A 23,225-nucleotide genomic window follows, 5' to 3' on the forward strand; every position below is an offset into this window, starting at 1 on the left:
AGTTAATCCATCACTCGCCACGCGAGGACGTTTCTCTTTGTTGAGGAACCGGTCAGGTTGATACTGTCTAAGACCAGTTGGAAATGCGGGATCGATCCGTCAGTGCGCCTTATGCGGCTCACGAATGGGAGGAACGCGGAGTCATCAGCGACGAAGTCCCAAGCACTCTCGGTGCCTGCCATTGAGGTTCCTTCTAGGATCAGTACACTCCCAGTTCCGCTCAGATTAGGCAGGAATGCCACCACCCCGTAGACGCGATGCTGTGCGTCATCGTAGTTTGAGGTCCAGTTGGATGGTTCCGTTCCCACCGGAGCACGATTGAGTACCGTGTACTGGCGGATATGTGCGTTAGAGAACACAAAATTCATTTTCGGCTCGAACAGTTCCACCCAAGGATTTGCTGCCGCGGCTCCGATCAGAACAATATTTCCCTGCTTTAGGTCGTTGGGGCGCACGTCGCGAGCATAATTGACATCGAGTTTGCTTTTCTGAGAATAGGCGATCTGCGCTAGTCCTTTCACGATGTCCAAATCAACAATCGATGTGTATCGTCGGCTCGCAAGGTCTGTAGGATTTACCTGCCCAGTAGGGGTGTCTCCAACGCTTTGCGCCCGATACCCCCCGCCCAGATAGCGCTCCAGATCGACGCTTTGCCCGGTGGCGCTCTGCCACATAACCAGCCCCGTGTCGCTAGGAACAGCGATCGTTGTCTGGTTGGGACGAAAGAGAATGCTCCATAAGGGATGCAGCGATGATGAAGTTGCTGTCTGGGTAACGAAGTGTTTCGTGCTCCTGACTCCAACCACTAGCAGCGCCGCGAGGAGGACGATGACCAGTATCCAGGAAAGTCGTGCAGCTCGGAAACTCGAAGGGAGCGTTGAGATGGCTTCACTGGAAGAAGATACGGCAGAACTGACTGTGGGGACTGAAGAAGAATCGGTAGTCGGGTTCTTCCCTTGATTGGGTTCGAAGACAGGGACATAACTTCCTCTAGGCAGGGTAATGCGAACCGGTTCATTCACCCCCTCTCCGCTGAAATAAAGATCGAGGCGGTGCCGTAGGCGGCTGGCTTGGGGTCTGACGATTCCATCAATGGATGAATCGTAGTCGAGGGGGCGACCGAAGACCGTAGTTCCTATCTTCTGCTCGTTGATCTCGCTTGCGTGTCCGCTCAAAGTGAGATCACAGATACAAATGAGGAAACTTGAGAGGCGTTCGCTCTTCCCGAATGTGGAGGATTCTACAATCCTCCGTACCAAGGCACGTTTGACCTCAATTGCGGCATTCTTGGACGAGAGACCGTCTCTGGTGCTAACAGCACTCATCATTGCCCCCATACACCTTCCAGTAGATCACGGATGTGTGAAAGCAAGATCAACCACCTTTAACGCTATGTTCATGTACCAGTTGCCGCGCTGTTGTCTGATACACGCCAGAGGATAAACGGCTTAGGCGATGTACCTGTGTCGTCGCCGCGAAATGTCTTGGAACTCTCTTGCACCGCTGCTAGGTTCGGTCTCGAGGACGGCATAGTCCGCTCACCAAGAATCCCAAATCCAATTGCCGTTCTCGAGGAGTGCCGCCGTGATTCGAAGGTTTCCGCTATACCCAGCATCAGCAAGTCGCAACGATGCTGATAGCACCTCAACTCGAGCCAGCAGTTGTACGGCTCGATACGCGCTTCTTGTCGTCTTGCTCTTCCTGTCAACCGCGTTTGCACACGCTCAGTTCGACACGGCCGAAGTTCTTGGGAGCATCAAGGATCCGAACGGGGCTACGATCCCCGGAGCCACTGTTGTGCTTATGAATTCGGCCAAGGGGATCAAGGCCACTCGCCAAACGGATGCAAATGGGATTTATGAATTTACGAATGTCCAGGCAGGCGAATACAGCCTCGATGTGAAGGCGGATGGCTTCGCGACTTCAGTGACCGACCGGTTTACCGTTAATGTCGGAGCAAGGCAGAGAGTTGATGTTGGACTGAAGCTGGGGGACAACACGGAGAGCGTAACGGTCTCCGGTGCAGCCAGCCAGTTGGAGACTGATACCAGCGACCGCGGTGAAACGGTTCAAGGGACCCATGCGGTCACGCTTCCCTTGAATGGGAGAGCGTATGCTGACCTGTCCAAACTCGTCCCTGGAGTTCGTCAGTCCCTGATTGGGATTGTGTCGAATCCGCCGAGGGAGGCATCCTACAACGTCAATGGTCTAACTGCGCAATCTAACAATTTCCAACTCGATGGAATCGACAACAATGCGTATCAAGAGGCGAACCAGGGTTTCTCGAACGAGGCAGTCATCCCATCGCCCGACGCTGTTCAGGAATTCAAGGTTCAGACCGATAACTACTCCTCCGAGTACGGTCGCGCCGGCGGTGCCATCATCAACGTGAGCACGCGTAGCGGCACGAACCAGCTTCATGGTGGTGCTTACGAATATCTTCGCAACACCGTTCTCAACGCATTTGGACCCTTCTATGGCACTGGCGTGAAGCCGACGCTGGTGCAGAACCAGTTCGGCGGCACATTCGGCGGTCCCGCCCTCAAAAACAAGCTGTTCTTCTTCGTGGATTACGAAGGCCTCCGTTCCGTTTCTCATTCTCTTTCTACGGCCAATTTGCCAACCCAAGCAGAACTTGGAGGACTGTTTACCTCGGACGGCACATCAGGAGGAACCCCGGTTCCAATGAAGAATCCCTACACTGGAGTGGTCTACACCAACGGCCAGGTACCGCTCTCGGATCCCAATATTGATCCTTTGGCGCTGACGACGTTCAAGCTATTACCTACACCGAATATTCCTGGCGCAGCCATCACGGCAAACAACTTTCAATTCTTACCAGCTTCCACTGACTTCGAAAACAAGGGAGATGGGCGCACCGATTTCGTCATGAACCCTCGTCAGAATGGCTTCTTTCGTTATAGCCAGCGGGCTGCTTCAACTTTTCAGCCCGGCAATATCCCTGGATTAGCCGGTGGAAATAGTGCAGGAACTCTCTACGCACGCACTCGCCAACTCGCGGCGGGCTACAATTGGATTCTTTCCACTAACTCCATCCTGCAACTTCGCTTTGGTCAAACATGGACGGAGAGCGGTAAGACGCCGCAACTGATCGGTCAACAGAACCTCATGGCTGGTATCCCGAATGTTCCCACAGATCCGGCTCTTGGTGGAGGACTGAATACCCAGACTGTCACTGGTTATTCGCAGTTCGGTACTTCTTCATCGGCTCTCCAGTTCACAAACCCGACGCAAGCGAATCCTAAAGTGAATTACACCTGGATCAGAGGCAAGCATAGCCTGAAGGTTGGATATGAATACGGCTGGCTGTCCCAGGCTATCTCGGACTTTCATCCGAAGTTCGGGTCTGACACCTACTCCGGTCAGTTCAGTTCGACCGGCTCCGCCACTACCGTGCAAGCCGCAAACCTGACCGACTTTCTGTTCGGTGCCAGGAGCAACTACGCGCTCAACGCTCCGAATGAAGTGAACTATCTTCGCTCCTGGCACTTCGGCTACATTCAGGATGACTGGAAGCCACTGCCCAAGCTGACGATCAACGCCGGTCTGCGCTATGAGTTCATGTCTCCTTTCTATGAGCAAGACAATAACATGCTCAACTTCGATCCAGCCAACCAGCAATTGCTTCATGCGGGTAATGGCACCGACGTAAACAGCATCACGTCTGGTCACGTCTACAAACTGCACTACGTTGGAGGGTCTTCACTCGCCAATCGTGCCCTAATCGATCCCGACTATAAGGACTTCGGACCTCGTCTTGGTTTTTCTTATCAAGCGTTACCTGGCACCGTGATTCGCGGAGGCTATGGCATCAGCTATGCCTATTTATTCCGGTTTGGCGGAGAAGGGCTACTTGCGTATAACGGTCCGACGAATTATTCCGCGACACTGCCCAACAACCAAACGCCTTCCCAGGAACTTTGCACGTCTCTGACGCAGGATCCCACGACATGCTTCCGCCGCACCCAGGACGGCTACCAGACCAACTTCGCCGGGCCAAGCAACTTCTCCACCATACGCGCGCAAACTCGCTATACCCCCAAAGACTTCAAGACTGGTTATGTGCAGGCTTTCCATCTCTCCGTTCAGCAACAACTGCCCTGGAAGACCACGCTTGAGATCGCATATGTAGGCAGCCACGGAGTCCATATCCCAACCCTCGCTAACTACAACCAGGCAAGACTCTGCACCGCAACTGAAATCTCCTCGGGAGCATGCGCGTCAAATGGCAGCGCTTCCCTGTTGAACCGCCGGCCCATTGCGAACTTCACCGACATTCTTACGGAGACCAACGCCAACTTTCTTACCTATAACTCTTTGCAGACCAAATTCGAGCATCGCTTCGCGAACGGCCTTTACCTGATCAACTCCTTCACCTGGTCCCAGGCCTACGACGCATCCGGCGCCGATCTTGAAACCAACAATGGTGATAGCGCAAGCGTGAATATCGCGAATATCGCCGGGGATCGTGGTCTGTCTGGATACAATCAGCCCCTGAATGACACAACGTCCTTCATTGTTGATCTCCCGTTCGGTACTGGTCGCAGATGGGGTTCAGCAGCGCCAAAGTGGGAGCAACAGGTTGTGGGTGGATGGCAGTTGACAGGCATCAATTCCGTCACCAGTGGGGTGCCAATCAACCTGACTTATACAGCAAACTCGAATCAGGTAGTATCGACGGCCAGTTCCACTTATTCCCTTCGTCCGAATCTCGTCAGCACGCCAAATAGTGTGTACGGTCATTCACCGACAAAAACCAGCAGTGCTGTGAACGGATACCTCAACATCGCTTCAGTCTCAGCGCCTGCGGGATCACAACTTTTCGGCAACTCCGGACGCAACAATCTCCGAGGACCCGCCTTTGGCCAATTCAATCTTGCCGCGCATAAGAGATTCAATCTTCTGGCAGAAGCTCAAACTCTCGAATTTCGAGTTGAAGCCTTTAATGTGCTGAACGCAACCAACTATATCAGCCCAAATACCAGCATCGGAACAGAAGGAGCGACCGGCGTCCTGAGCAAGAACGGAAGTTTCGGAACGTTCAGCGGTAGCACGAGTGTATTTCCTTCGCGTCAGGTGCAGGTAGCGCTGCGGCTGGCATTCTAGCACGGGCCCCGAAGAACAATACCGTTTGCGGGTGGCGGCGGCATCCAGCACGCCGCCGCTACTCGGAAAGCGCATTTCGCAATTTGTTCCAAATCCAAGTACATCAAGACGAACCTTGACTATGCCTAAGAAATTCTCTGGAGCAAACGCAACCAGCATGCTACATCCCCTTCACGCAATTCATGGTCGACGTCAGTTCCTTCTGTCCTCAACCGCATTTTCGCTGGCGGGACTATTTCAGCCGCAGCTGAGTGCCCAACTTGCCAGTTCCGAAGCCCCACAGGGAGACGATCCTCAGCTCGCGATCATACCTAGAGATACGCGATTGAAATTCAACCCGAACGGCTGTCCACGCCCGTTCGCGGGAAACACAATAGTTTGTCATCTGCCGCAACAATGTCGACTCCGCGACACCGTTACAGAGCTCGGAGATGCTCTACTGTCTAGTACTTTCGCGAATAAGCTAGCGATTTTGCCCAGCAATAGTTATCACGTCACCATCCTGGGCGGGGTAACCGATATGGACCGTAACGAAACTGAATGGCCAAAAGATATTCCAATGAAAGCGTCCATCCTAGAGTGCACTCGCGTCGTCGGGCAGAGATTCGAGCAGTTCAAGACCGTCGAGGAACTGCCACTTCGGTTCCGTCTAGATCAAGAAAAAACGCTGGCGCCTCAACTTGCGAGCGGGCTTCAACTCTTGCCTGCGGACATAAACGAGAAAATGAAGCTCCGCAGGCTCCGTAATCATTTGGCTGATGAAGTCTTTCGGTATCGCGCGAAGAATCATGAAACGTTCGGATTTCACATTAGCCTTGCATACCAGATGCGCGGCTTTACTTCTGAAGAATCGAAGGAGTATGAAAACATCCTCGAACGCCACCTTCCGATCATTCTAGCCGCCGCACCAGTTATAGAACTTGGCGCCCCAGAGTTTTGTACGTTTGAAGACATGTATCGTTTTGAGATTCACACCCTTCTACGCACCTAGGTGCGAACATGAGGTATGCCAAACAGTGTTCGCTCAACATCCATGTTTGATTACTGCACAATGGGGCTAAGCATGCATCGTTTTGGATCAAAGCGTGCCTCTTGTCTCTTCCCCATTTTGCTCGTTGCTTTTGTGGGTTTCGCGGAGCTCGTATTCGGCCTGCGGTCAATCGCACAAACCACGCAATCGACGGCCAACAATCATCAGAAAGAATTCGGAAGCAACTGAAGACGCTTGCGCTGCTGATGCGGCATTCAGGGCAGCGTGTTTCAGATGCGACTATATTGCAGCGAGAGCGGTGTCCTTACGGATCGCATTCGATACTTGATCTGCGGCATTGGATTATTCGAATAAAGCGGAAGAGCTTTCGGGTGGCTCGCTGGAGGAGGACACCCGGAAAGTTTTCTGCCTCAATACTTCTTCATGGTGGGGTCGACCTCCGAGGCCCAGGCGATGATGCCTCCAGCCAGGTTGATGACGTGTTCGAAGCCGTTCTGCTTGAGTACCTCGGCGGCCTTCTGGCTGCGTACGCCGCCCTTGCACTGCACAACGACCTCGCGGCTGCGATCGATCTCGGAAAGCCGCTGCGCGACTTCGCCGAGCGGGATGAGCTGGCCGCCGAGATTGGCGATTTTGTACTCGAAGGGCTCGCGCACGTCGAGGATGTAGACTTCTTCTCCGGCATCGATGCGCTTTTTGAGCTGCTGTACCGTGATCTGCGGAACGCCGTTCTTAATCTCCTGCACGTTGGATGGCGCAGGTGGCGCGATGCCGCAGAACTGTTCGTAGTCGATGAGTTTGGTGATGGTGCGGTGTGTGCCGCAGATGGGGCAGTCTGGGTTCTTGCGTAGCTTGAGCTGACGGAAGCGCATATTGAGCGCGTCAACCAGCAATAGACGCCCGGCGAGCGTTTCGCCTTTGCCGAGGATAAGCTTGATAACTTCAGTGGCTTGGATGACGCCGACGAGGCCGGGCAGGATGCCGAGCACTCCGCCTTCGGCGCAACTGGGGACGAGGCCGGGCGGTGGCGGCTCGGGATAGAGGCAACGATAGCAGGGCGCGTCGGGTGCGGCGAAGACGCTGGCCTGGCCTTCGAAGCGGAAGATGGAACCGTAGGCGTTGGGAATGCCGAGCAGGACGCAGGCGTCGTTGACGAGATAGCGCGTGGGGAAGTTGTCGGTGCCGTCGGCGACGACGTCGTAGTCTTTGAGGATGTCGAGAGCGTTGGCGCTGGAGAGGCGCGTTTCGTGCTTGACGACTTTGAGCGCGGGATTGAGCGCGGTGAGTTTTTCGGCAGCGGAGTCGAGCTTCTTGCGGCCGATGTCGGGCGTTGCATGAATGATCTGCCGCTGGAGGTTGCTGGCATCGACCACATCGAAGTCAACCAGACCGAGTGTGCCGATGCCGGCTGCTGCAAGATAGAGTGCAAGTGGCGACCCGAGGCCGCCGGTGCCAACGCAGAGCACCCGCGCGCCCTTGAGACGGCGCTGGCCCTCGATACCAACTTCGGGCAGAATGATGTGGCGCGAGTAGCGCGCAAGATCGTCGTCGGTCAACTCGGGAAGGTCGTGGAGTGAATCGATAGTGGACATGATGTGTGTGCCTCGGGACTTTCTTGCTGTTCGATGTGCGCCGCTTAGCGGCCGCCGGCGATGGAAGGGATGATGCTGAGCGTGTCGGAGGGCTTGACCTCGGTGGCGTCCTTCGCGGGGAGATAGCGCACGTCTTCGTCGTTCAGATAGAGGTTGACGAAGGCGCGGAGTTTTCCGTCGGCGGTGAACAGGTGTTTGCGGAGATCGGCAAAGGAAGCGGTGAGCTGATCGAGAGCCTCGCGCACGGTGGTGGCTTCGACTTCGACAGCGTCTTTACCTGCTGTGTAGCCGCGTAGCGGCGTGGGGATGAAGATGGTCACGTGTGTTGCTCCTTTTCATTCGATGCGGAAGTGCGGGGCAGAAGTGCGGGTTTGGTTGCGAAGGATTCAGGTGTGGCGCTACGAATCCCCGACGACGATCTGCTGCGGCTCGAAGCGCTTGTCTTCTTCGCTTGCGCCGGCGAGCAGAAATGAGTTGGTGATTGCGGCGTGGCCCTTTTCAACGGCAGTGATGATGTAGGCGCAGCCGAGCCAGTGGGCTTCTGCCAGATCGGTTTGCGACCACTGGGCAGGATGGTCGGGATGCGAGTGATAGAAGCCCGCAATGCTGAGACCCTGGGTGCGTGCCGTGCGTTCGATTTTGATCAGCTCGATGGGTGAGATTTGGTAGCGGTTATGCGCGGAGTCGGTGCGCGTATTTCCCGCGGGTACGGCCGCCTGGATCGACCATCCACCGGTGGACGGCGTGCCAAGCAATGCACCGCAGCACTCGTAAGGGTAAGTGTGCTCGCCGTGTTTACGAATCTCCGCATAGACAGCGGCGGTGAGGTGGACTGTGCTCATATCTCCTCCCAGAAACGCTCGCTGAGGTACTTATCAGCCGAGTCAGGAAGTACGGTGACGATGATGGCCTGTCGGCCAGCGGCAGCTTCTTCGCGAGCGATGCCGAGACTGGCGGAGACGGCAGCAGCGGCGGATATGCCTACCAGCAGACCGACCTCACGGGCCATGCGGCGTGCGACCTCGTACGCAGACTCAGTTTCCACTTCCACGGCGCGATCGGCAAGCGCGGGATCGTAGATGGACGGCACGATGGAGGTGGCCATGAACTTGAGACCTTCGAGGCCGTGAAAGGGCGAGTCGGGCTGCATGCTGATGGCCTGGACGGAAGGGTTGAATTCCTTGAGGCGGCGCGTGGTTCCCATAAAAGTGCCGCTGGTGCCGAGGCCAGCGACGAAGTGCGTAACGTGGCCCGCGGTTTGCTCCCAGATTTCAACGCCGGTGGTTTCGTAGTGGGCGCGCCAGTTGGCGTTGTTTCCGTACTGGTCGAGATAGCAGAAGCGTTCTGGGTCGCTGGCGGCCAGCGCACGCGCGCGGCGAATGGCGCCGTCGGAACTCTGATCTGGATCGGTCCACTCGATCTCTGCACCGTAGGCCTGGAGAATACGCTTGCGTTCGGGAGAGACATTGGCGGGCATGACCAGCGTGACTGGATATCCAAGCGCCGCGCCGAGCATGGCCAGCGCAATGCCCGTGTTGCCGCTGGTGGCGTCGAGGATGGTCTTGCCCTTGCGCAAAGTTCCGCGTTCGAGAGCATCGCGCACCATGGAGGCAGCGGCACGATCTTTGACGCTGCCGCCGGGGTTGAGCCACTCGGCTTTGGCCAGCAGCGTAATGCCGTGCAGGTCGCTCACAAGCCGATCGAGGCGCAGCAATGGCGTGTTGCCGATGCGATCGGTCATCGTAACACCGAGATCGGTTACGCTGGGGCGCGAATTGTGTATGGCTGAGTCCACCTTGTCCCTGGTTCTGTGTCTGTAGAGAAAAACGAAAAAGCCCACCGCCAAGAGTTGCTGGCGTGTGGGCTGTGGTGGTTCGTACCTTGTACGGGCCGACTAGAAGCCGATTGTACAGACGCCAGTGATCGCGTTGTCATAACGACAACAGCAGACAGCAATGGCGATCTGGCAATTTCGGCTCATCTACACATAGTTTTTCACAGGAGAAGGGTGCTGTAAAGAGAAGGCGTGGCTGGGACTGGTCTCGGGAGACAAGAGGCAGCGAATCTGACCGAAGGCGCTTGAACCTGCGCAGTGCTTGGAAATTGACCCGAACAACACATACGCGTCGCGTTGTCGCACCTGACGCCGATGCGATGCGGGTGTATTGCTCAGGTTTGCATTCGATTCAAGAGGATCAGTGTGTGCCGTATTGATCTTTTACAGGCTCAGGAAGCTGATTCAGCGGCGCGGGAGGCGCGGAAACGCGGCTCCAGGCACGGCGAATCGCCTGCGTGCCCGCTGCCGGGTCAAAGACGCCGACGACGCAGGCGCCGCAGCTTTCACACAACTCGCCCACGCAAGGCTTGAGAGATGAGCGGAGGCAGATGCCGCAGTAGGTGATGCCGGTTGTGGACGAGACCCAGCCGAGACGTGTGCCATGCCCATCCGGGGCGGCGACGATGGAATAGAGAGTGGTTTCGCTCATGGAATGCTCGATATCTCCCGTGGGGGAAGGGGATAGGTGCAAAGACGGAAAAACCCACGATCACTCGTGGGTCACTCGGATGCATCCTGGCGCGATATCTAGCTCGACACGCAGGACCACATGACCCATTGTCCGCGATAACAACGGCAGAACATCGGCATCGTGTTGTGGAGCTCCCTGTACATAGTCATGAGGGTAATATGCATTGGACGAAAACTCAATGGGGCAGTACCCGAATGTGCATGAATGTTTGTTCACGGTCATGACACGCCAGTCTGGGAGTGGAACAAAATCATCCCACAGAGGAGGTTTACTCCTTCATGCATCGGCTGTGCATCAGAAATCCATGAAATAACCGGGAATTCTGCAAACGGAAAAGATGCCAGACAGATGTGACTGGCATCTTTCTTTGTAAAGGGTGTGCCTTTTGACTCAGGCGAGGCCAGGGTTGCGTCCATGGCGCAGATCCCACAATGCCGCGACGAGCGCATCGACTTCTTCGCAGGTGTTGTAGAGTGCGAATGTGGCGCGTACGGTGCTTTCCAGACCGAAGCGGCGCAGGATCGGCTGAGCACAGTGATGACCGCTGCGCACGGCGATACCTTTGCGGTTGAGATAGTCGCCGACCTCTTCGGTGCGGAAACCATCCAGCACAATCGAGAGAACGCCGGCCTTTTCCTTTGCCGTGCCGATGATGCGCAGGCCGGGAATCTTCAGCAACGCCTCAGTGGCATAGGTGAGCAGGCCGTGTTCGTAGCGCGAGACGTTGGCGATGCCGACGCGGTTCAGATAATCGATGGCCGCGCCAAGTCCAACCGCGTCGGCGATGTTGCCGGTGCCGGCTTCGAAGCGTTGCGGTGGTGGCTGATAGAGCGTCTTCTCGAAGGTCACGTCCTGGATCATGTTGCCGCCGCCTTGCCAGGGCGGCATGTTTTCAAGCACGTCCGCTTTGCCGTAGACCACGCCGATGCCGGTGGGGGCAAAGACCTTGTGTCCGCTGAAGACGTAAAAGTCGCAACCGATGGCCTGCACGTCGACGCGTGTGTGTGCAATGGCCTGAGCGCCATCGACCAGAGTGCGCGCGCCGTGGCGATGCGCCGCAGCCACCATCTCCTGAACTGGAAGAATTGTGCCCAGCGCATTGGAGACGTGGGTGATGGAGACCAGACGAGTCTTTGGCCCGAGCAGCTTTTCGTACTCGTCGAGCAGGATTTGTCCGGAGTCGTCGACCGGAGCCACGCGCAGCTTTGCGCCTTTTTCCGCGCACAACATCTGCCAGGGAACAATGTTGGCGTGATGCTCCATCCAGGTGATGACGATTTCGTCGTCCTCCTGGATGTTGCGCCTTCCCCAGCTTTGCGCGACAAGATTGATGGCCTCTGTTGCTCCGCGCACGAAGACGATCTCCCGCGGGGAACTGGCGTTCAGGAAGCGGCTCACTTTTTCGCGCGCCGACTCGTAAGCGTCGGTGGAGCGCGCCGCTAACTCGTGCGCGGCGCGATGCACGTTGGAGTTTTCGTGCTCGTAGAAGTAACTGATGCGATCGATGACGGATTGAGGTTTATGAGTGGTGGCTCCATTGTCGAGCCAGACGAGCGGATGCCCGTTGACGACCTCGCGCAGGATGGGAAAGTCACGGCGAATCGCCTCCACGTCGAAGGAGGTGGAAGAGAGATTCACATCGCGAACAACATCCGGCTGATTGATTCCAGGCTCTACCACGGGAATCACGTCGATTGAAGTCAGCGGGCGCGGTTGACGGTCTGCGTCCGCAGGGGCCGCGGCCTTGTAGTCCGGCGCGTGCGCAACTGTACCGGGCAACTGCGGCGAGTTGAGATCGAGAGGCGTGGCAAAGGGCGTGTTCAATTCAGCCTTCTGCGGCGCGGCCGGAACTGGACCGGGAATCGAAGGCGATGTGGAGAAGATAGGACGCGCATCCTCAAGGAACGAGAATGTGGGCACAGCCGATGAATCAAACGCATTGAGCGCGCCGGGAATGGCGGGCGCGGGCGGCTGTGAGGTTGGCGCCAGTTCGAGATCGGGCAGCAGGGAAGAGGGAATGGTGGCATAACTCTCTTCGCCGGGAACGGGCGCGGCGGCCGCCTGCGAAGGACTTTCAACCGGAGGCTGTGCGGCTTGCGGCTGTATGGTTTGAGGTTGCACAGTTTGTGGTTGCGCAAAGATCGGCCGTGCATCCTGCAGAAATCCAAAACTTGCGTCGGATGGTGGAGTTACACCACCTCCGGGCAAAGCATAGGTTGCAGGCGACTGGGGAGCAACCGAAGCCGATCGCAGATCGGGAGCGATGCCGCGGTCTGGGATATTCACAAAGCCGACCGGTTGCAACTCGCGTTGTGCATCGACAGCAGGTGCGCCAAATTGCCCTGGGAGAGCGGGTGCGCTGGGGCTGGGGATGGCAGCGTATGGATTGCCAGTCTGCGCCGAGTTAGGCGGCAGCACCGCCTGCGCAGCCGTGGCTACGGGTGGTTGCGTTTCGTTGGGCAGAGCGTTGAAAAGAGCGTTGGCCAGACGCGCCAACTCGGCCGGAGAAGGCAGGCCGGGAGCGAAGGCTTCGCTCCCGTGCAAACCCTGCACTCCTGTTGACCAGTTGCCCGTCTCCTGCGCCGAAGGCAGCGTCCGATCACTTGTACTCATGGTATTGGCCCACTTCCACGCCGTCGAGCAGGGCAATGGCATCGTCTGTCAACACGGCCGCCGAGCAATAGAGCGAGATCAAGTAGGAAGCCAGCGAACGCTGATCGATTCCCATGAAACGAACCGACAGGCCCGGGCTTTGTTCGCCGGCAAGGCCAGGCTGGAAGAGGCCCACGACACCCTGCTTCTTTTCTCCGACACGAAGCAGCAGAATCTTCGTGCTTTGATCTTTTTTGAGCAAGGGAATTTTGTTGGACGGAATCAGCGGCACGCCGCGCCAGGTGAGGAAGGGCGTACCGAAGAGCGTCACCGTCGGAGGAGGAACGCCGCGGCGAGTGCACTCCCGGCCAAAGGCCGCGATGGCGCGGGGATGGGCGAGGAAAAGCGATGGCTCTTTCCAGACCTTGGTCAGCAGCTCATCCAGATCGTCCGGCGTCGGAGCGCCCTTGCGGGTTTTGATGGTCTGCGCTTCGGAGACATTGTGCAACAAGCCGTAGTCGGCATTGTTGAGCAATTCGCTCTCCTGCTTTTCCTTGACGCTCTCAATCACAATGCGCAATTGTTCGCGGACTTGATCGAAGGGGTTGCTCAGCAGGTCGGAGACGCGCGTGTGCACGTTGAGCACGGCGTTGATGCTGCCCAGCCGATACTCGCGCGGCGACTCTTCGTACTGCACATAAGTAGAGGGCAGCTGTGACTCGTCCTCGTGCGCACAGAGCGACTCGATGACCTTGTTCTCATCTACCTTGTTCAGACGGAAGGTTCCAGCTTCAAGAGGCTTCCAATCAAGAAAGCGAACCAGCCAGCGTGGCGTAATGGCTCCGAACTGTGGAGCGGTCTTGGTGACATTGGCAAGTTGAAATGCGGATTCCTCGCCGAGAGATACGCGGCTAACTTCGTCTGCCACAGAGGGCCTCCTTGAGGTTATAAACGTGATGATTATAGTGCCGGCTTGTTAGAGCAACAATGAAATTTTGCGGAAGTGGGGATCAAGTCCGACGTGGGTCGAGTGTCCGGAATAGCCCTTGTGCTGGCGCTATGTTCCTGCAGAGGGGCGATTCGACCGATCGGTCAGTATTTGGAAACCGAGTGGTCCACACGATCCGACCAGGCGTGGATGCCGCCGGACATGTTCCAGACATCGGTAAAGCCAGCTTTTTGAAGAAGCTGCACGGCCTTGGCACCACGGGGCCCCATCTTGCAGACGGTGACGATCCTCTGATGGGGGTCCAGTTCATTGACTCGCTTCGAGAGTTCCGGAAGGGGGATCAACTGCCCGCCAATATTAGAGATTTCGTACTCGTATTCATCCCGTACATCGAGCAGAAACAGGTCCTGGCCTGCATCCAGCCGCTTCTTCAGTTCTTCAACACGGATCTCCGGAACGCTCAATTTTTTCTCCTTGCCTTGTATCGGCTCGGCGAATGCCCGAATTGCGCTTTCGCCCCGATTTCAGCCCAAAATAGAAAACCCACCTGCCAGTCAAACTCTGGCGGTGGGTACCTTGGAGGCGGCAGCTTGTAATAGAGCTTTAGCTGATCCCAATCCTCACGCCAGAATGCTTCTGCGCACTACAGATCGCAGCGCAACAACACATTTTGGCGGTCATGGAAGTCAGCAATTTCATGAAATGAATCTACCACATGTCTTTTGGTTCCGCAAGCATGAGCCGAACAAACGCTCCAAAACATCGGACCGATCAAGGTCCAGACTTCGCAAGGCATTTTCCCAACAAAGATGATTCCCTGGCTTGAGATATGGCTCTATCATAGAGTCTGCTTGGCTTAAATTCACCTTCCAGCGGATGCAAGACATTTCCGTTCCACAGTGCGTGGTGCGAGCGGAGACGTGTAGATGGCGGCCGGTGGAGGCGCGGAGATCCATATTGAAGTTGCGGAACTGGACGATGTGGTTGGCGAGTGTCCTGGCGGTGGGTGCAGTGGCGCTGTGCGCGCAGTCACCGGAAGACGTGGTGCAGTGGAAGGCGGACACAACCGGCGAGCAGGGGACGGCGCAGGGAGCGTTTCGCGTACACCTGCATGCCGCGATCGGCTCTGGATGGCACATCTATGCGCCGACGCAGCAGGCGGGCGGTCCGGTGGCGATGAGTGTGACGGTGCCACCCGGTCAGCCGTTCGCGGCTGCGGGCGCGCTTGAGTCGAGCGTCCCGCACAAGGCGCACGACGAAAACTTCGACATGGAGACCGAGACTTACGAGGGGGCAGCGGACTTCAATCTGCCGGTGAAAGCGAGCGCGGTGGGCGTGGCAACGCTGCGGCTGGATGTGCGCTATCAGGTGTGCAATGCAACGTTCTGCCTGCCGCCGCATACGACGCATCTTTCCGTGGCGGTGAACGTGGCGGCGGCGAGTGCAAAGAGCGCAGGCGCGGCCAACACGACGCCGCACGCGAGCCAACCGCAGCCGCAACCGGTGGGGACAAGTCAACAGCCTGCGCAAACGGCCCAGACTGCGTTCCCGGCAACGGCTACTGTGCAGAAGCCGGTGGCCAACGCTCCGGCTACGACCAGCGGCGGGGATGTGCAGCGCGCTGAGTCGCAGGGGCTGTGGCAGTTTGTGTGGCTGGCGATGGGCATGGGTGCGCTGTCGCTGCTGACGCCGTGCGTGTTTCCGATGATTCCGATCACGGTGAGTTTTTTCACGCATCAGGGCGGAGGCTCGCGGGCCTCGGCGGTGTGGAGCGCACTGCTCTACGCGGTGGGCATTATCGGCACATTTACAGCGCTGGGGCTGGCGCTGGCATTCTTCTTCGGCGCTGCGGGCGTGAACCAACTGGCGGCCAATCCGTGGGTGAACCTGTTGATTACGGCGATCTTCGTGGGTTTTGCGTTGAGCCTGTTCGGAGCGTATTTTCTGCAGGTGCCGCCACAGTTGGTGGCGCGGCTGGACGGAGTGGCCCGGCGCGAGGGCACGGGGCGCACGCTGGGCATTTTGCTGATGGGCTTTACGTTCAGCCTTACATCGTTTACCTGCACGGCGCCGTTTGCCGGAACGCTGCTGGTGATGGCGTCGCAGGGAAGCTGGAAGTGGCCGCTGGTGGGGATGCTGGCGTATTCGACCGTGTTTGCGCTGCCGTTCTTTGTGCTGGCGCTGGTGCCCCATGCGCTGGGCAGCCTGCCGAAGTCGGGCGGGTGGCTGAATCAGGTGAAGGTGGTCATGGGGCTGCTGGAACTGGCGGCGGCGATGAAGTTTATTTCGAATGCCGACCTGATCTGGCATTGGGGCGTGTTTACGCGGGCGACGGTGCTGGCGGTGTGGACGGCCGCGGCGCTTCTGGCGGTGTTGTATCTGCTGGGCAAGTTCCGTATGGAGAGCGATACGCCAGCGACGGTGGTGGGGCCGTTGCGGATACTGCTGACGCTGGGCGCGCTGGCGCTGACGGTGTGGCTCGGGAGCGGACTGCTGGGTCGGCCAATGGGCGAGTTGGAATCGTTTTTGCCGCCGGCGGACAGTCAGGCAACGACGACGGCACCGTCAGCCGGACAGGCGTGGATGGAGAACGACTACGCGGGCGCCCTGGCGGCGGCGCGGGCGGCGGGCAAGCCGGTCTTTGTGGACTTTACGGGGTATACCTGCACGAACTGCCGGTGGATGGAAGCGAACATGTTTCCACGGCCCGAGGTCGCACAGCGGATGGGACAGTTCGTTCGCCTGCGCCTCTACACCGATGGCGACGGAGCGCTCTACGAACAGCAACAGAACTTTGAGAAGCAGCGGTTTGGGACGATTGCGCTGCCGTATTACGCACTGCTGACGCCCACCGGTGAGACCATTGCCACGTTTCCGGGGTTGACGCGCAATAGCACGGAGTTTTTGACGTTTCTGGCCAAGGCTCCGGCCGGGCCGGCGGTGGCGCGGCCTGAAGTGGCGCGGATGGACATGCACGAAGAGGAGATCACCCATGCAAGCAGTAACTGAGATGGTCGCGGAAAGCCGCGTGGAAGAGGCTTTGGCCAAGCTGGATCGCATTGCCGGCCTGGTAGGCAATACGCCCCTGCTGGCTATCGACTTCAAATACGAGGGCGCTGAGCGGCGCGTGTATGCCAAGTGCGAGCAGATGAATCTGACGGGGAGCATCAAGGACCGCATGGTATGCCGGATTCTGCGCGCGGCCTACGCAAGCGGCGAGTTGAAGCCGGGCGACACGATTGCGGAGGTTTCCAGCGGCAACACCGGCATTTCGTTTGCGGCCATCGGCAGCGCGCTGGGGCATCCGGTGACGATCTTCATGCCGGACTGGATGAGCGAGGAGCGGCGGCGGCTGATCCGCAGCTACGGCGCGGAGATTGTGGGCGTTAGCCGCGAACAGGGCGGATTTGTGGGCAGTCTGCGGTTGAGCAGGGAGTATGCCGCGAGCCGGGAGAATGTGTTTTTGCCGCTCCAGTTCGACAACCAGGCGAACGTGGAGGCGCACTTCGAGGGAACCGGTCCAGAGATCGAGCGCCAACTGGCGCACTGCGGTGTGCAGGCGGATGCTTTCGTGGCCGGAGTGGGCACGGGCGGCACGGTGATGGGCGTGGGCAAGTATCTGCGCAGTGTGAACGCAAAGGTGCGGGTGCACCCAGTCGAACCGGCCGAGGCGCCGGGGCTGAGCCAGCCGGAGCATCAGGGACATCACCGCATCCAGGGAATCTCCGACGAGTTTGTGCCGGCCATCGTGGACCTGGACGCTCTCGACACGCCGATTGCGGTTTCCGATGGGGATGCTATTCTGATGGCACAAGCATTTGCCACACAGATGGGACTCGGTGCGGGGATATCGTCCGGGTGCAATTTTCTGGCAGCGGTGCGTGCGCAAAATGAGCTTGGCCGGGATGCGGTGGTCGTTACGGTATTCGCGGATGACAATAAAAAATATCTGAGCACCGACCTGATGCGTACCGAACCAAGCAGGCCAGAATACTTGAGCAGCACTCTTACACTACGCAAGATCAGTGTCATTCATTCGCAAGCAGGCAGTCAGAGCTGAGCAGGGAACGCCGCAAACAAGAACATAAAGGGCCGCCGGACAGGTGGTTATGGACGTGTCTTTGCAGTGCAGGAAACCGCGGTTGTGCCGCCGGCCAAGGCGAGCGAACCAGATGGAGTTCGAGCATTGAGTCATGTGCCTCATCCATGGGAGCAACTGAACGCGCAGACCGACGAGGGGTTGGCGGCGGCGTTTCTGGCTGGGCAACAGGATGCTCTGGCGGTGCTGTTCGATCGCTATCATCGCCTGGTCTATAGTGTTGCGCTCCGGATTCTGCGCGACAGCGGCGAAGCCGAGGACGTGGTGCAGACGGTTTTTCTGGATATTTCGCGGGCGATGGCGAATTTTGACCCGGCACGGGGCACACTCAAAGTGTGGTTGATGCAGTACGCGTATCATCGCGCTCTGCATCGCAAGCGGCATTTGCAGGCCAACCGGTTCTATGAATGGGTGGAACTGGAAGGGGCAAGTGCCGAGCTGCGCATGACAGTGAGCGTGGATCACGCGCTTGAGCAGCGGCAACTGGTCAGCACGTGGCTGAGCAAGCTGGACGCAGACAAACAGCAGATCCTGGAGTTATCGTATTGCGAGGGGATGACGGCTGAGGAGATAGCGGCTCAGTTGGAGCGGTCGGTGCACGCGGTGCGTCATGACCTCTATCGCGCGCTGGCCTATCTGCGCAAAGCGATTGCGCAGCAAAAAGAGCGCGAGGAGCGGCGGATGCGGGAAACGATGGAAGGAGCGCGAAGCAGGAATGCACAAGCGTTTTGAAGAGTGGTGTGCACTGGCTGTAATGGGGCAACTGTCCCCAGAGGCAGCGGTCGCGCTTGAAGAACATGCGCGATGTTGTCGCGCGTGCAAAGAGTTTTTGGCGGACGCGGGGACGCTGCGCGGCTATATTGAGCCGATGCTGCTGCCCGAGACGGTGGCTGAGGCAACGCCACCGGAGGGAATGCGGGAACGGTTTCTGCGACGTGCGGCTGAGCAGGGTCTGACGCTGACGCCGGGACCGGCAATGACCGGAGCAAGCGAACCGGCGAACGAGGCGAAGCGCGCCATCTCCAGAAACCGAATGAGAACGGCGCGAATACGCTGGCAGGTGCTGATCGCGCATCCAGGGATGCGGATGGCGGGGCTGGCGGCGATGTGCCTGTGTCTGGCTGCCATATACGCTACGTCACGGTGGCACGCGGAACACACGGCGACACAACCTCATGCAATGGCATCGACGGCGCGGGTGAGCGCGACCGTGGCGGCAAGTGTGCCCGGAACACCTGACACGGCGAACGATACACATTTGGAGGCGCTGAAAGCACGGCTGGGTGTGCTGAAAGAGTCTCTGGATAAGGCGCGGGCCCGGAACGCGGAGCTGACGCGCACGGTCAACACTCTGAGCGCGCAGGCGGAGCGCGACAAGAGCGTGGCAGCGCAGTTGCAGCAGGCGCAGGAGCAGCAAGGCGCGACCGAACAGCGCGCGGCGGCACTGGAAGCGGAGCGCGACAACCTGAGCGGCCAGTTGGCGGCGGCGCATCTGGCGCTGGGCGAACAGCGCAACGTGGTTGCCGAGGCGAACGATCGCTTGGCGCGCATGCAAGCCGAGTTGGAACGGCGGCAGCAATACGGACAAAATCTGGCGACGGCGCAGGAGATGATCTCGTCGCGCAATCTGCACATCATCGACATCTATGACAACGACGCCTCGAATCGCGCGCGGCAGCTCTCAGGACGCGTGTTCTATGTCGAGGGCAAGTCGCTGGTGTTTTATGCGTACGATCTGCCGGATGCGCGGCGCAAGAGCCGGGACACGGTGTTTCGCGTGTGGGGCGAGACGGCCGGGACACGCACACCGAGCTATCAATTGGGCGTGATGCGTAAGGAGACCAACGGGAAGGGCCGCTGGGTGCTTTCGTTCAACGATCCCAAGGTTCTGACCCGGATCAATGCGGTGTATGTATCGACGGACTCGCCGACACTGGCGCCGGAGAATTCGCACCGTCTGATGTACGCATTTCTGGGCAACGCGAATCACCCGTAAAGGGGTACCTGCTAATTTCCGATAAGGATCCCGTAAAGATCCGCATAAATTCTGGCGAACAGGCACTTCCGCTGCGGCATACGCAGATAGGAGGCCATTCATTTGAAATTGTTCTTGCGGAATTTCGCATGGGTCGCAGTACTCATGCTTGTTGGCATAGCGGCGGCGAACGCACAGTCTGAGAGTGCGACGATTACCGGACGGATCACCGATGGCACGGGTGCAGTGGTGCCGGGAGTGCAAATCGTACTGGGCAGCGCGGATCGCGGTACCGATCTGCACGCAACCACAAATCAAGCTGGAATCTACGTTTTTCCGTTTGTGCGGCCTGGAGTCTACAACCTCACCGTGCAGAAGCCAGGCTTCCGTAGTGTGGACCTGGTGGGTCTGGTGGCCAATACCCAGGCACACCTGGAGCAGAACTTCCAACTGAGCATCGGCGCGACCTCGGAGTCGACGACGGTGAATGGCTCTGTTGCCGTGATGGAGGTTTCGACCGGCGTTTCGACGACCATCGATCAGCAGTTTGTGAAAAACATGCCGCTGAACGGGCGGGATTTTCAGGCGCTGATTGCGATGACGCCGGGCGCGGTGCGCACGGGCGGTGCGGGTCTGTTCAGCTTTAACGGGCAGCGCGACAACACAAACTACTTCACAATCGACGGCGTTGCGGCGAACACGGGCATTCGTCAGACGCAGGGCGCGGCACTGGGCCAGGCGGGAGCGGGCCAGGCGCCTACGCTCTCGGCTCTGGGCACCACGTCTAGCATGCTCTCGTTGGACGCTCTGGACCAGATCAAGATTCAGAGCGCCAACTACTCGGCGGAGTTTGGCCGCTCGGCCGGTGGGCAGATTCAGTTGACCAGCCGCGGTGGTACGGACCAGTATCACGGCTCGCTCTACAACTACTTCCGCAACGACGCGCTGAATACCTGGAACGCGTATACCAAGTTCCAGAACACACTGCCCACAAAACCAGGTTTGACCAAGCCTCCGCTGCGCATGAACCAGTTCGGCGGAACGTTTGGCGGTCCGGTGCGGATTCCGGGCCTGTACAACGGGCTGCACAAGACCTTCTTCTTCGTTTCGTATGAGGGTGCGCGGCTCCGCACGCCGACCAGCGGCTCGTCGGAGACGGCGCCTTCGAGCGTGCGCAATACGACCTACATCAATTCGGCATTGCTGCCCTACGTCAACCTTGCGCCGTTGCCAACAGGTTTGGACGAATACTCGGAACCGGCGCTGTTTGCGTCGTACTCGAACCCGGCTTCGACGAACACGACCAGCGTGCGCATCGACGAGAACGTAAACAGCAAGTTGTCGCTGTTCGGGCGGTATAACCATGCGCCGTCGTACTCAACGGTCCGCTCGATCTCTTCATTGAACGAGTTGGACACGACGCACGGTGATGCGAAGAGTCTGACGCTTGGCGCAACGTATCAGCTAGCGCCGCTTGTGGCGAACGAACTGCGTGCAAACTGGTCAAAGTCGGGTGGTTCGCTCGAGAGCACGCTCGATACCTTCCACGGTTCGACGCTGCCAACCGATGCGATGTACGCGCAGATGTTCCCCGCGGCGTATGGATCTACGCGCAAGAACTCGATGTTCGTCTTTGGCGCATATCCGTCGTCTTGGGCGGAAGCGTACCAGGTGGGCTCGTCGACAGACAACGAGCAGCGGCAGATCAACGTGGTCGACAAAGTGTCGTTTATTCTGGGCCAACACCACCTGACGGCGGGCGTGGATTGGCGGTATCTGTTCCCGGTGGCCGCGCCGACGGTTTATTCGTCGAATGTCGCCTACTACAGTGATGCGGATCTGCTTTCTGGGTATGTGACGGTGGGTCAGGTGGAGAGCAGGGATGTGGTGGTCGTGCATCAGCAGGACACGGCACTCTACCTGCAGGATACGTGGCGTCCGCGCCCCAATCTGTCCTTGGATCTGGGCGTGCGTTGGGACTACGACCCCGCTCCCATGGCCGTGGATGGGCAGTCGCTCTACGTGGTTGAGGATCCAACCGACCCGGCGAATGCAACGCTGGCTCCGGCGGGAACACGGATGTATCCGACCAACAAGACGCAGTTCGTTCCACGCATCGGCGCGACCTACATTCTGAAAAACAAGGACCACTACGAAACCCTGATCAAGGGCGGTTATGGCCTGTTCTATGTGGCTTCGTCCGATACCGCTCTGCAGGCAACGAACTACTTTCCGCATGACCGCCATACCGCGCTCTTTAACATCTACTGGATGACCGATCCCTTGCCGCCGGTCTCAAGTACGAGCGGTCCGCCTTACACGGATCAGAACATTCTCGGCTACTATCCTGGATTCACGACGCCCCGCGTACATGAGTGGAATCTGTCGATGCAGCAGAACCTCGGCGGACAGCAGAGCGTGACGCTGGCCTATGTGGGTTCGGCGGGACGCAAACTGACGCGCCTGGGGCAGTTCTCGGGCTCGAACTACAAGAACCGCTTCCTGAACCTGACCGAATACTTCAGCATGGACACGTCAGACTACAATTCGGCGCAGCTCTCGTATGTGCGGACGATGTCACACGGACTGCAGATGCTGGCAAATTACGTGTTCGGCAAGTCGCTGGATACGGCCTCGGGAGATACGGTGATTGCGGCTAGCCCGACGGGGTTACCCATCTCCACGGAACGCGGCCACTCAAGCTATGATGTGCGGCACTCGTTCAACGTATCGTTCGACTGGGAGCTCCCCAAACTGCGCACAGGCAATCGCCTGCTGAGCGCCGTGGCCAATGGCTGGGCAATGGATGGCATCGTGACGGCACGCTCGGGCAATCCGTTGAACGTCTTCGTGAGTTACAAGTTGGCGACGACGGGCACCGCGAATGTTCGCCCGGACGTGGTGAAAGGTCAGCCGTTCTGGGTGAAGGATGCGACCAAGTTCGGTGGCAAGAAGCTGAATTCGGCGGCATTCGATGCCACGTTCCTGACCAACGGGAGCGGCCGGCTCCAAGGGAACGAACAGAGGAACTCGATTCCGGGCTGGAACTTTGCAGAGGTGGAGTACACAATTCGGCGCGATTTCAAACTGGGCAAGTTCGGTAACCTGCAGTACCGGTGCGATGCCTTCAACCTGTTCAACCAGACGAACTACGCGCCGCCGAACCAGCAATTCGGATCGATTGCCAGCGGAAAGTTCACGCCAAATTCGCGGTTCGGCGCAAGCACGAACACCTACGACACAACGACCGCGGCAGGCAACACCCAGTTCGGTGGTGGCGGTTCGCGCGTATTGCAGATGGCTCTGCGGTATAGCTTCTAAACTTCGGCAGTAAGCATATAACGCCGGGAAGGCCGATTTTGAGCCCGCCCG

General features: G+C 58.3%; 16 protein-coding genes. 7 read left to right on the forward strand and 9 right to left on the reverse strand.

The window, feature by feature from the left end; all coding sequences use genetic code 11:
* Positions 1–2: 2 nt before the first annotated feature.
* Complete coding sequence (locus tag ACOBR2_RS14700; RefSeq protein WP_420236871.1) at positions 3–1,175, reverse strand: hypothetical protein; 1,173 nt, start codon at positions 1,173–1,175, stop codon at positions 3–5.
* Between the two features lie 409 nt (positions 1,176–1,584).
* Here ACOBR2_RS14700 and ACOBR2_RS14705 point away from each other — a divergent pair, with 409 nt between their 5' ends.
* Positions 1,585–5,127: a carboxypeptidase regulatory-like domain-containing protein gene (locus tag ACOBR2_RS14705; RefSeq protein WP_420236872.1), complete on the forward strand. Its 3,543-nt coding sequence runs from the start codon at positions 1,585–1,587 to the stop codon at positions 5,125–5,127.
* Between the two features lie 157 nt (positions 5,128–5,284).
* The gene (locus ACOBR2_RS14710) at positions 5,285–6,118 is read left to right on the forward strand and encodes a DUF1868 domain-containing protein (RefSeq protein WP_420240015.1); all 834 of its coding nucleotides are present in this window, start codon (positions 5,285–5,287) and stop codon (positions 6,116–6,118) included.
* Between the two features lie 410 nt (positions 6,119–6,528).
* Here ACOBR2_RS14710 and moeB read toward each other — a convergent pair whose 3' ends face one another.
* The 8 genes from moeB to ACOBR2_RS14750 form a co-directional block, all read right to left on the reverse strand.
* Entirely contained in the window at positions 6,529–7,710 is a 1,182-nt protein-coding gene (moeB, locus tag ACOBR2_RS14715) for a molybdopterin-synthase adenylyltransferase MoeB (RefSeq protein ID WP_420236873.1), read from the reverse strand.
* Between the two features lie 44 nt (positions 7,711–7,754).
* Positions 7,755–8,030, reverse strand: a complete 276-nt coding sequence (locus ACOBR2_RS14720; RefSeq protein WP_420236874.1) for a MoaD/ThiS family protein — start codon at positions 8,028–8,030, stop codon at positions 7,755–7,757.
* Between the two features lie 78 nt (positions 8,031–8,108).
* Positions 8,109–8,552, reverse strand: a complete 444-nt coding sequence (locus ACOBR2_RS14725) for a Mov34/MPN/PAD-1 family protein (RefSeq protein WP_420236875.1) — start codon at positions 8,550–8,552, stop codon at positions 8,109–8,111.
* Positions 8,549–9,451, reverse strand: coding sequence for a PLP-dependent cysteine synthase family protein (locus tag ACOBR2_RS14730; protein ID WP_420236876.1), 903 nt, complete (start codon positions 9,449–9,451; stop codon positions 8,549–8,551). The genes ACOBR2_RS14725 and ACOBR2_RS14730 overlap by 4 nt, the downstream gene beginning before the upstream one ends.
* Before the next feature lie 454 nt (positions 9,452–9,905).
* On the reverse strand, positions 9,906–10,196 hold the full coding sequence (locus ACOBR2_RS14735; RefSeq protein ID WP_420236877.1) for a hypothetical protein: 291 nt from the start codon (positions 10,194–10,196) through the stop codon (positions 9,906–9,908).
* Between the two features lie 432 nt (positions 10,197–10,628).
* Positions 10,629–12,851, reverse strand: coding sequence for a family 2A encapsulin nanocompartment cargo protein cysteine desulfurase (locus ACOBR2_RS14740; RefSeq protein WP_420236878.1), 2,223 nt, complete (start codon positions 12,849–12,851; stop codon positions 10,629–10,631).
* The gene (locus ACOBR2_RS14745; RefSeq protein ID WP_420236879.1) at positions 12,838–13,758 is read right to left on the reverse strand and encodes a family 2A encapsulin nanocompartment shell protein; all 921 of its coding nucleotides are present in this window, start codon (positions 13,756–13,758) and stop codon (positions 12,838–12,840) included. The genes ACOBR2_RS14740 and ACOBR2_RS14745 overlap by 14 nt, the downstream gene beginning before the upstream one ends.
* 164 nt (positions 13,759–13,922) lie before the next feature.
* On the reverse strand, positions 13,923–14,243 hold the full coding sequence (locus ACOBR2_RS14750; protein ID WP_420236880.1) for a rhodanese-like domain-containing protein: 321 nt from the start codon (positions 14,241–14,243) through the stop codon (positions 13,923–13,925).
* Between the two features lie 493 nt (positions 14,244–14,736).
* On the opposite strand from ACOBR2_RS14750, the gene ACOBR2_RS14755 reads away from it, so the two are divergent.
* The 5 genes from ACOBR2_RS14755 (at position 14,737) to ACOBR2_RS14775 (ending at position 23,174) form a co-directional block, all read left to right on the forward strand.
* The gene (locus tag ACOBR2_RS14755; protein ID WP_420236881.1) at positions 14,737–16,788 is read left to right on the forward strand and encodes a protein-disulfide reductase DsbD family protein; all 2,052 of its coding nucleotides are present in this window, start codon (positions 14,737–14,739) and stop codon (positions 16,786–16,788) included.
* Positions 16,772–17,839 (forward strand): PLP-dependent cysteine synthase family protein, encoded by a 1,068-nt coding sequence (locus ACOBR2_RS14760; RefSeq protein ID WP_420236882.1) that lies wholly within the window; start codon positions 16,772–16,774, stop codon positions 17,837–17,839. Before ACOBR2_RS14755 ends, ACOBR2_RS14760 begins: the two co-directional genes overlap by 17 nt.
* A 135-nt stretch (positions 17,840–17,974) precedes the next feature.
* On the forward strand, positions 17,975–18,610 hold the full coding sequence (locus ACOBR2_RS14765; protein ID WP_420240016.1) for an RNA polymerase sigma factor: 636 nt from the start codon (positions 17,975–17,977) through the stop codon (positions 18,608–18,610).
* On the forward strand, positions 18,594–19,874 hold the full coding sequence (locus tag ACOBR2_RS14770; protein WP_420236883.1) for a hypothetical protein: 1,281 nt from the start codon (positions 18,594–18,596) through the stop codon (positions 19,872–19,874). The genes ACOBR2_RS14765 and ACOBR2_RS14770 overlap by 17 nt, the downstream gene beginning before the upstream one ends.
* 144 nt (positions 19,875–20,018) lie before the next feature.
* Positions 20,019–23,174 (forward strand): TonB-dependent receptor domain-containing protein, encoded by a 3,156-nt coding sequence (locus ACOBR2_RS14775; RefSeq protein WP_420236884.1) that lies wholly within the window; start codon positions 20,019–20,021, stop codon positions 23,172–23,174.
* Positions 23,175–23,225: the final 51 nt, after the last annotated feature.

Origin of the sequence: Telmatobacter bradus, from assembly GCF_048629425.1 — a bacterium.
GTDB lineage: Bacteria > Acidobacteriota > Terriglobia > Terriglobales > Acidobacteriaceae > Telmatobacter > Telmatobacter bradus.

Bases quoted from the DNA above. Each gene is read 5' to 3' on its own strand.
- ACOBR2_RS14710 (WP_420240015.1), top strand. From the start codon at position 5,285: ATGCTACATCCCCTTCACGCAATTCATGGTCGACGTCAGTTCCTTCTG.
- moeB (WP_420236873.1), bottom strand. From the start codon at position 7,710: ATGTCCACTATCGATTCACTCCACGACCTTCCCGAGTTGACCGACGAC.
- ACOBR2_RS14725 (WP_420236875.1), bottom strand. From the start codon at position 8,552: ATGAGCACAGTCCACCTCACCGCCGCTGTCTATGCGGAGATTCGTAAA.
- ACOBR2_RS14730 (WP_420236876.1), bottom strand. From the start codon at position 9,451: ATGACCGATCGCATCGGCAACACGCCATTGCTGCGCCTCGATCGGCTT.
- ACOBR2_RS14735 (WP_420236877.1), bottom strand. From the start codon at position 10,196: ATGAGCGAAACCACTCTCTATTCCATCGTCGCCGCCCCGGATGGGCAT.
- ACOBR2_RS14740 (WP_420236878.1), bottom strand. From the start codon at position 12,851: ATGAGTACAAGTGATCGGACGCTGCCTTCGGCGCAGGAGACGGGCAAC.
- ACOBR2_RS14760 (WP_420236882.1), top strand. From the start codon at position 16,772: ATGCAAGCAGTAACTGAGATGGTCGCGGAAAGCCGCGTGGAAGAGGCT.
- ACOBR2_RS14770 (WP_420236883.1), top strand. From the start codon at position 18,594: ATGCACAAGCGTTTTGAAGAGTGGTGTGCACTGGCTGTAATGGGGCAA.
- ACOBR2_RS14775 (WP_420236884.1), top strand. From the start codon at position 20,019: ATGCTTGTTGGCATAGCGGCGGCGAACGCACAGTCTGAGAGTGCGACG.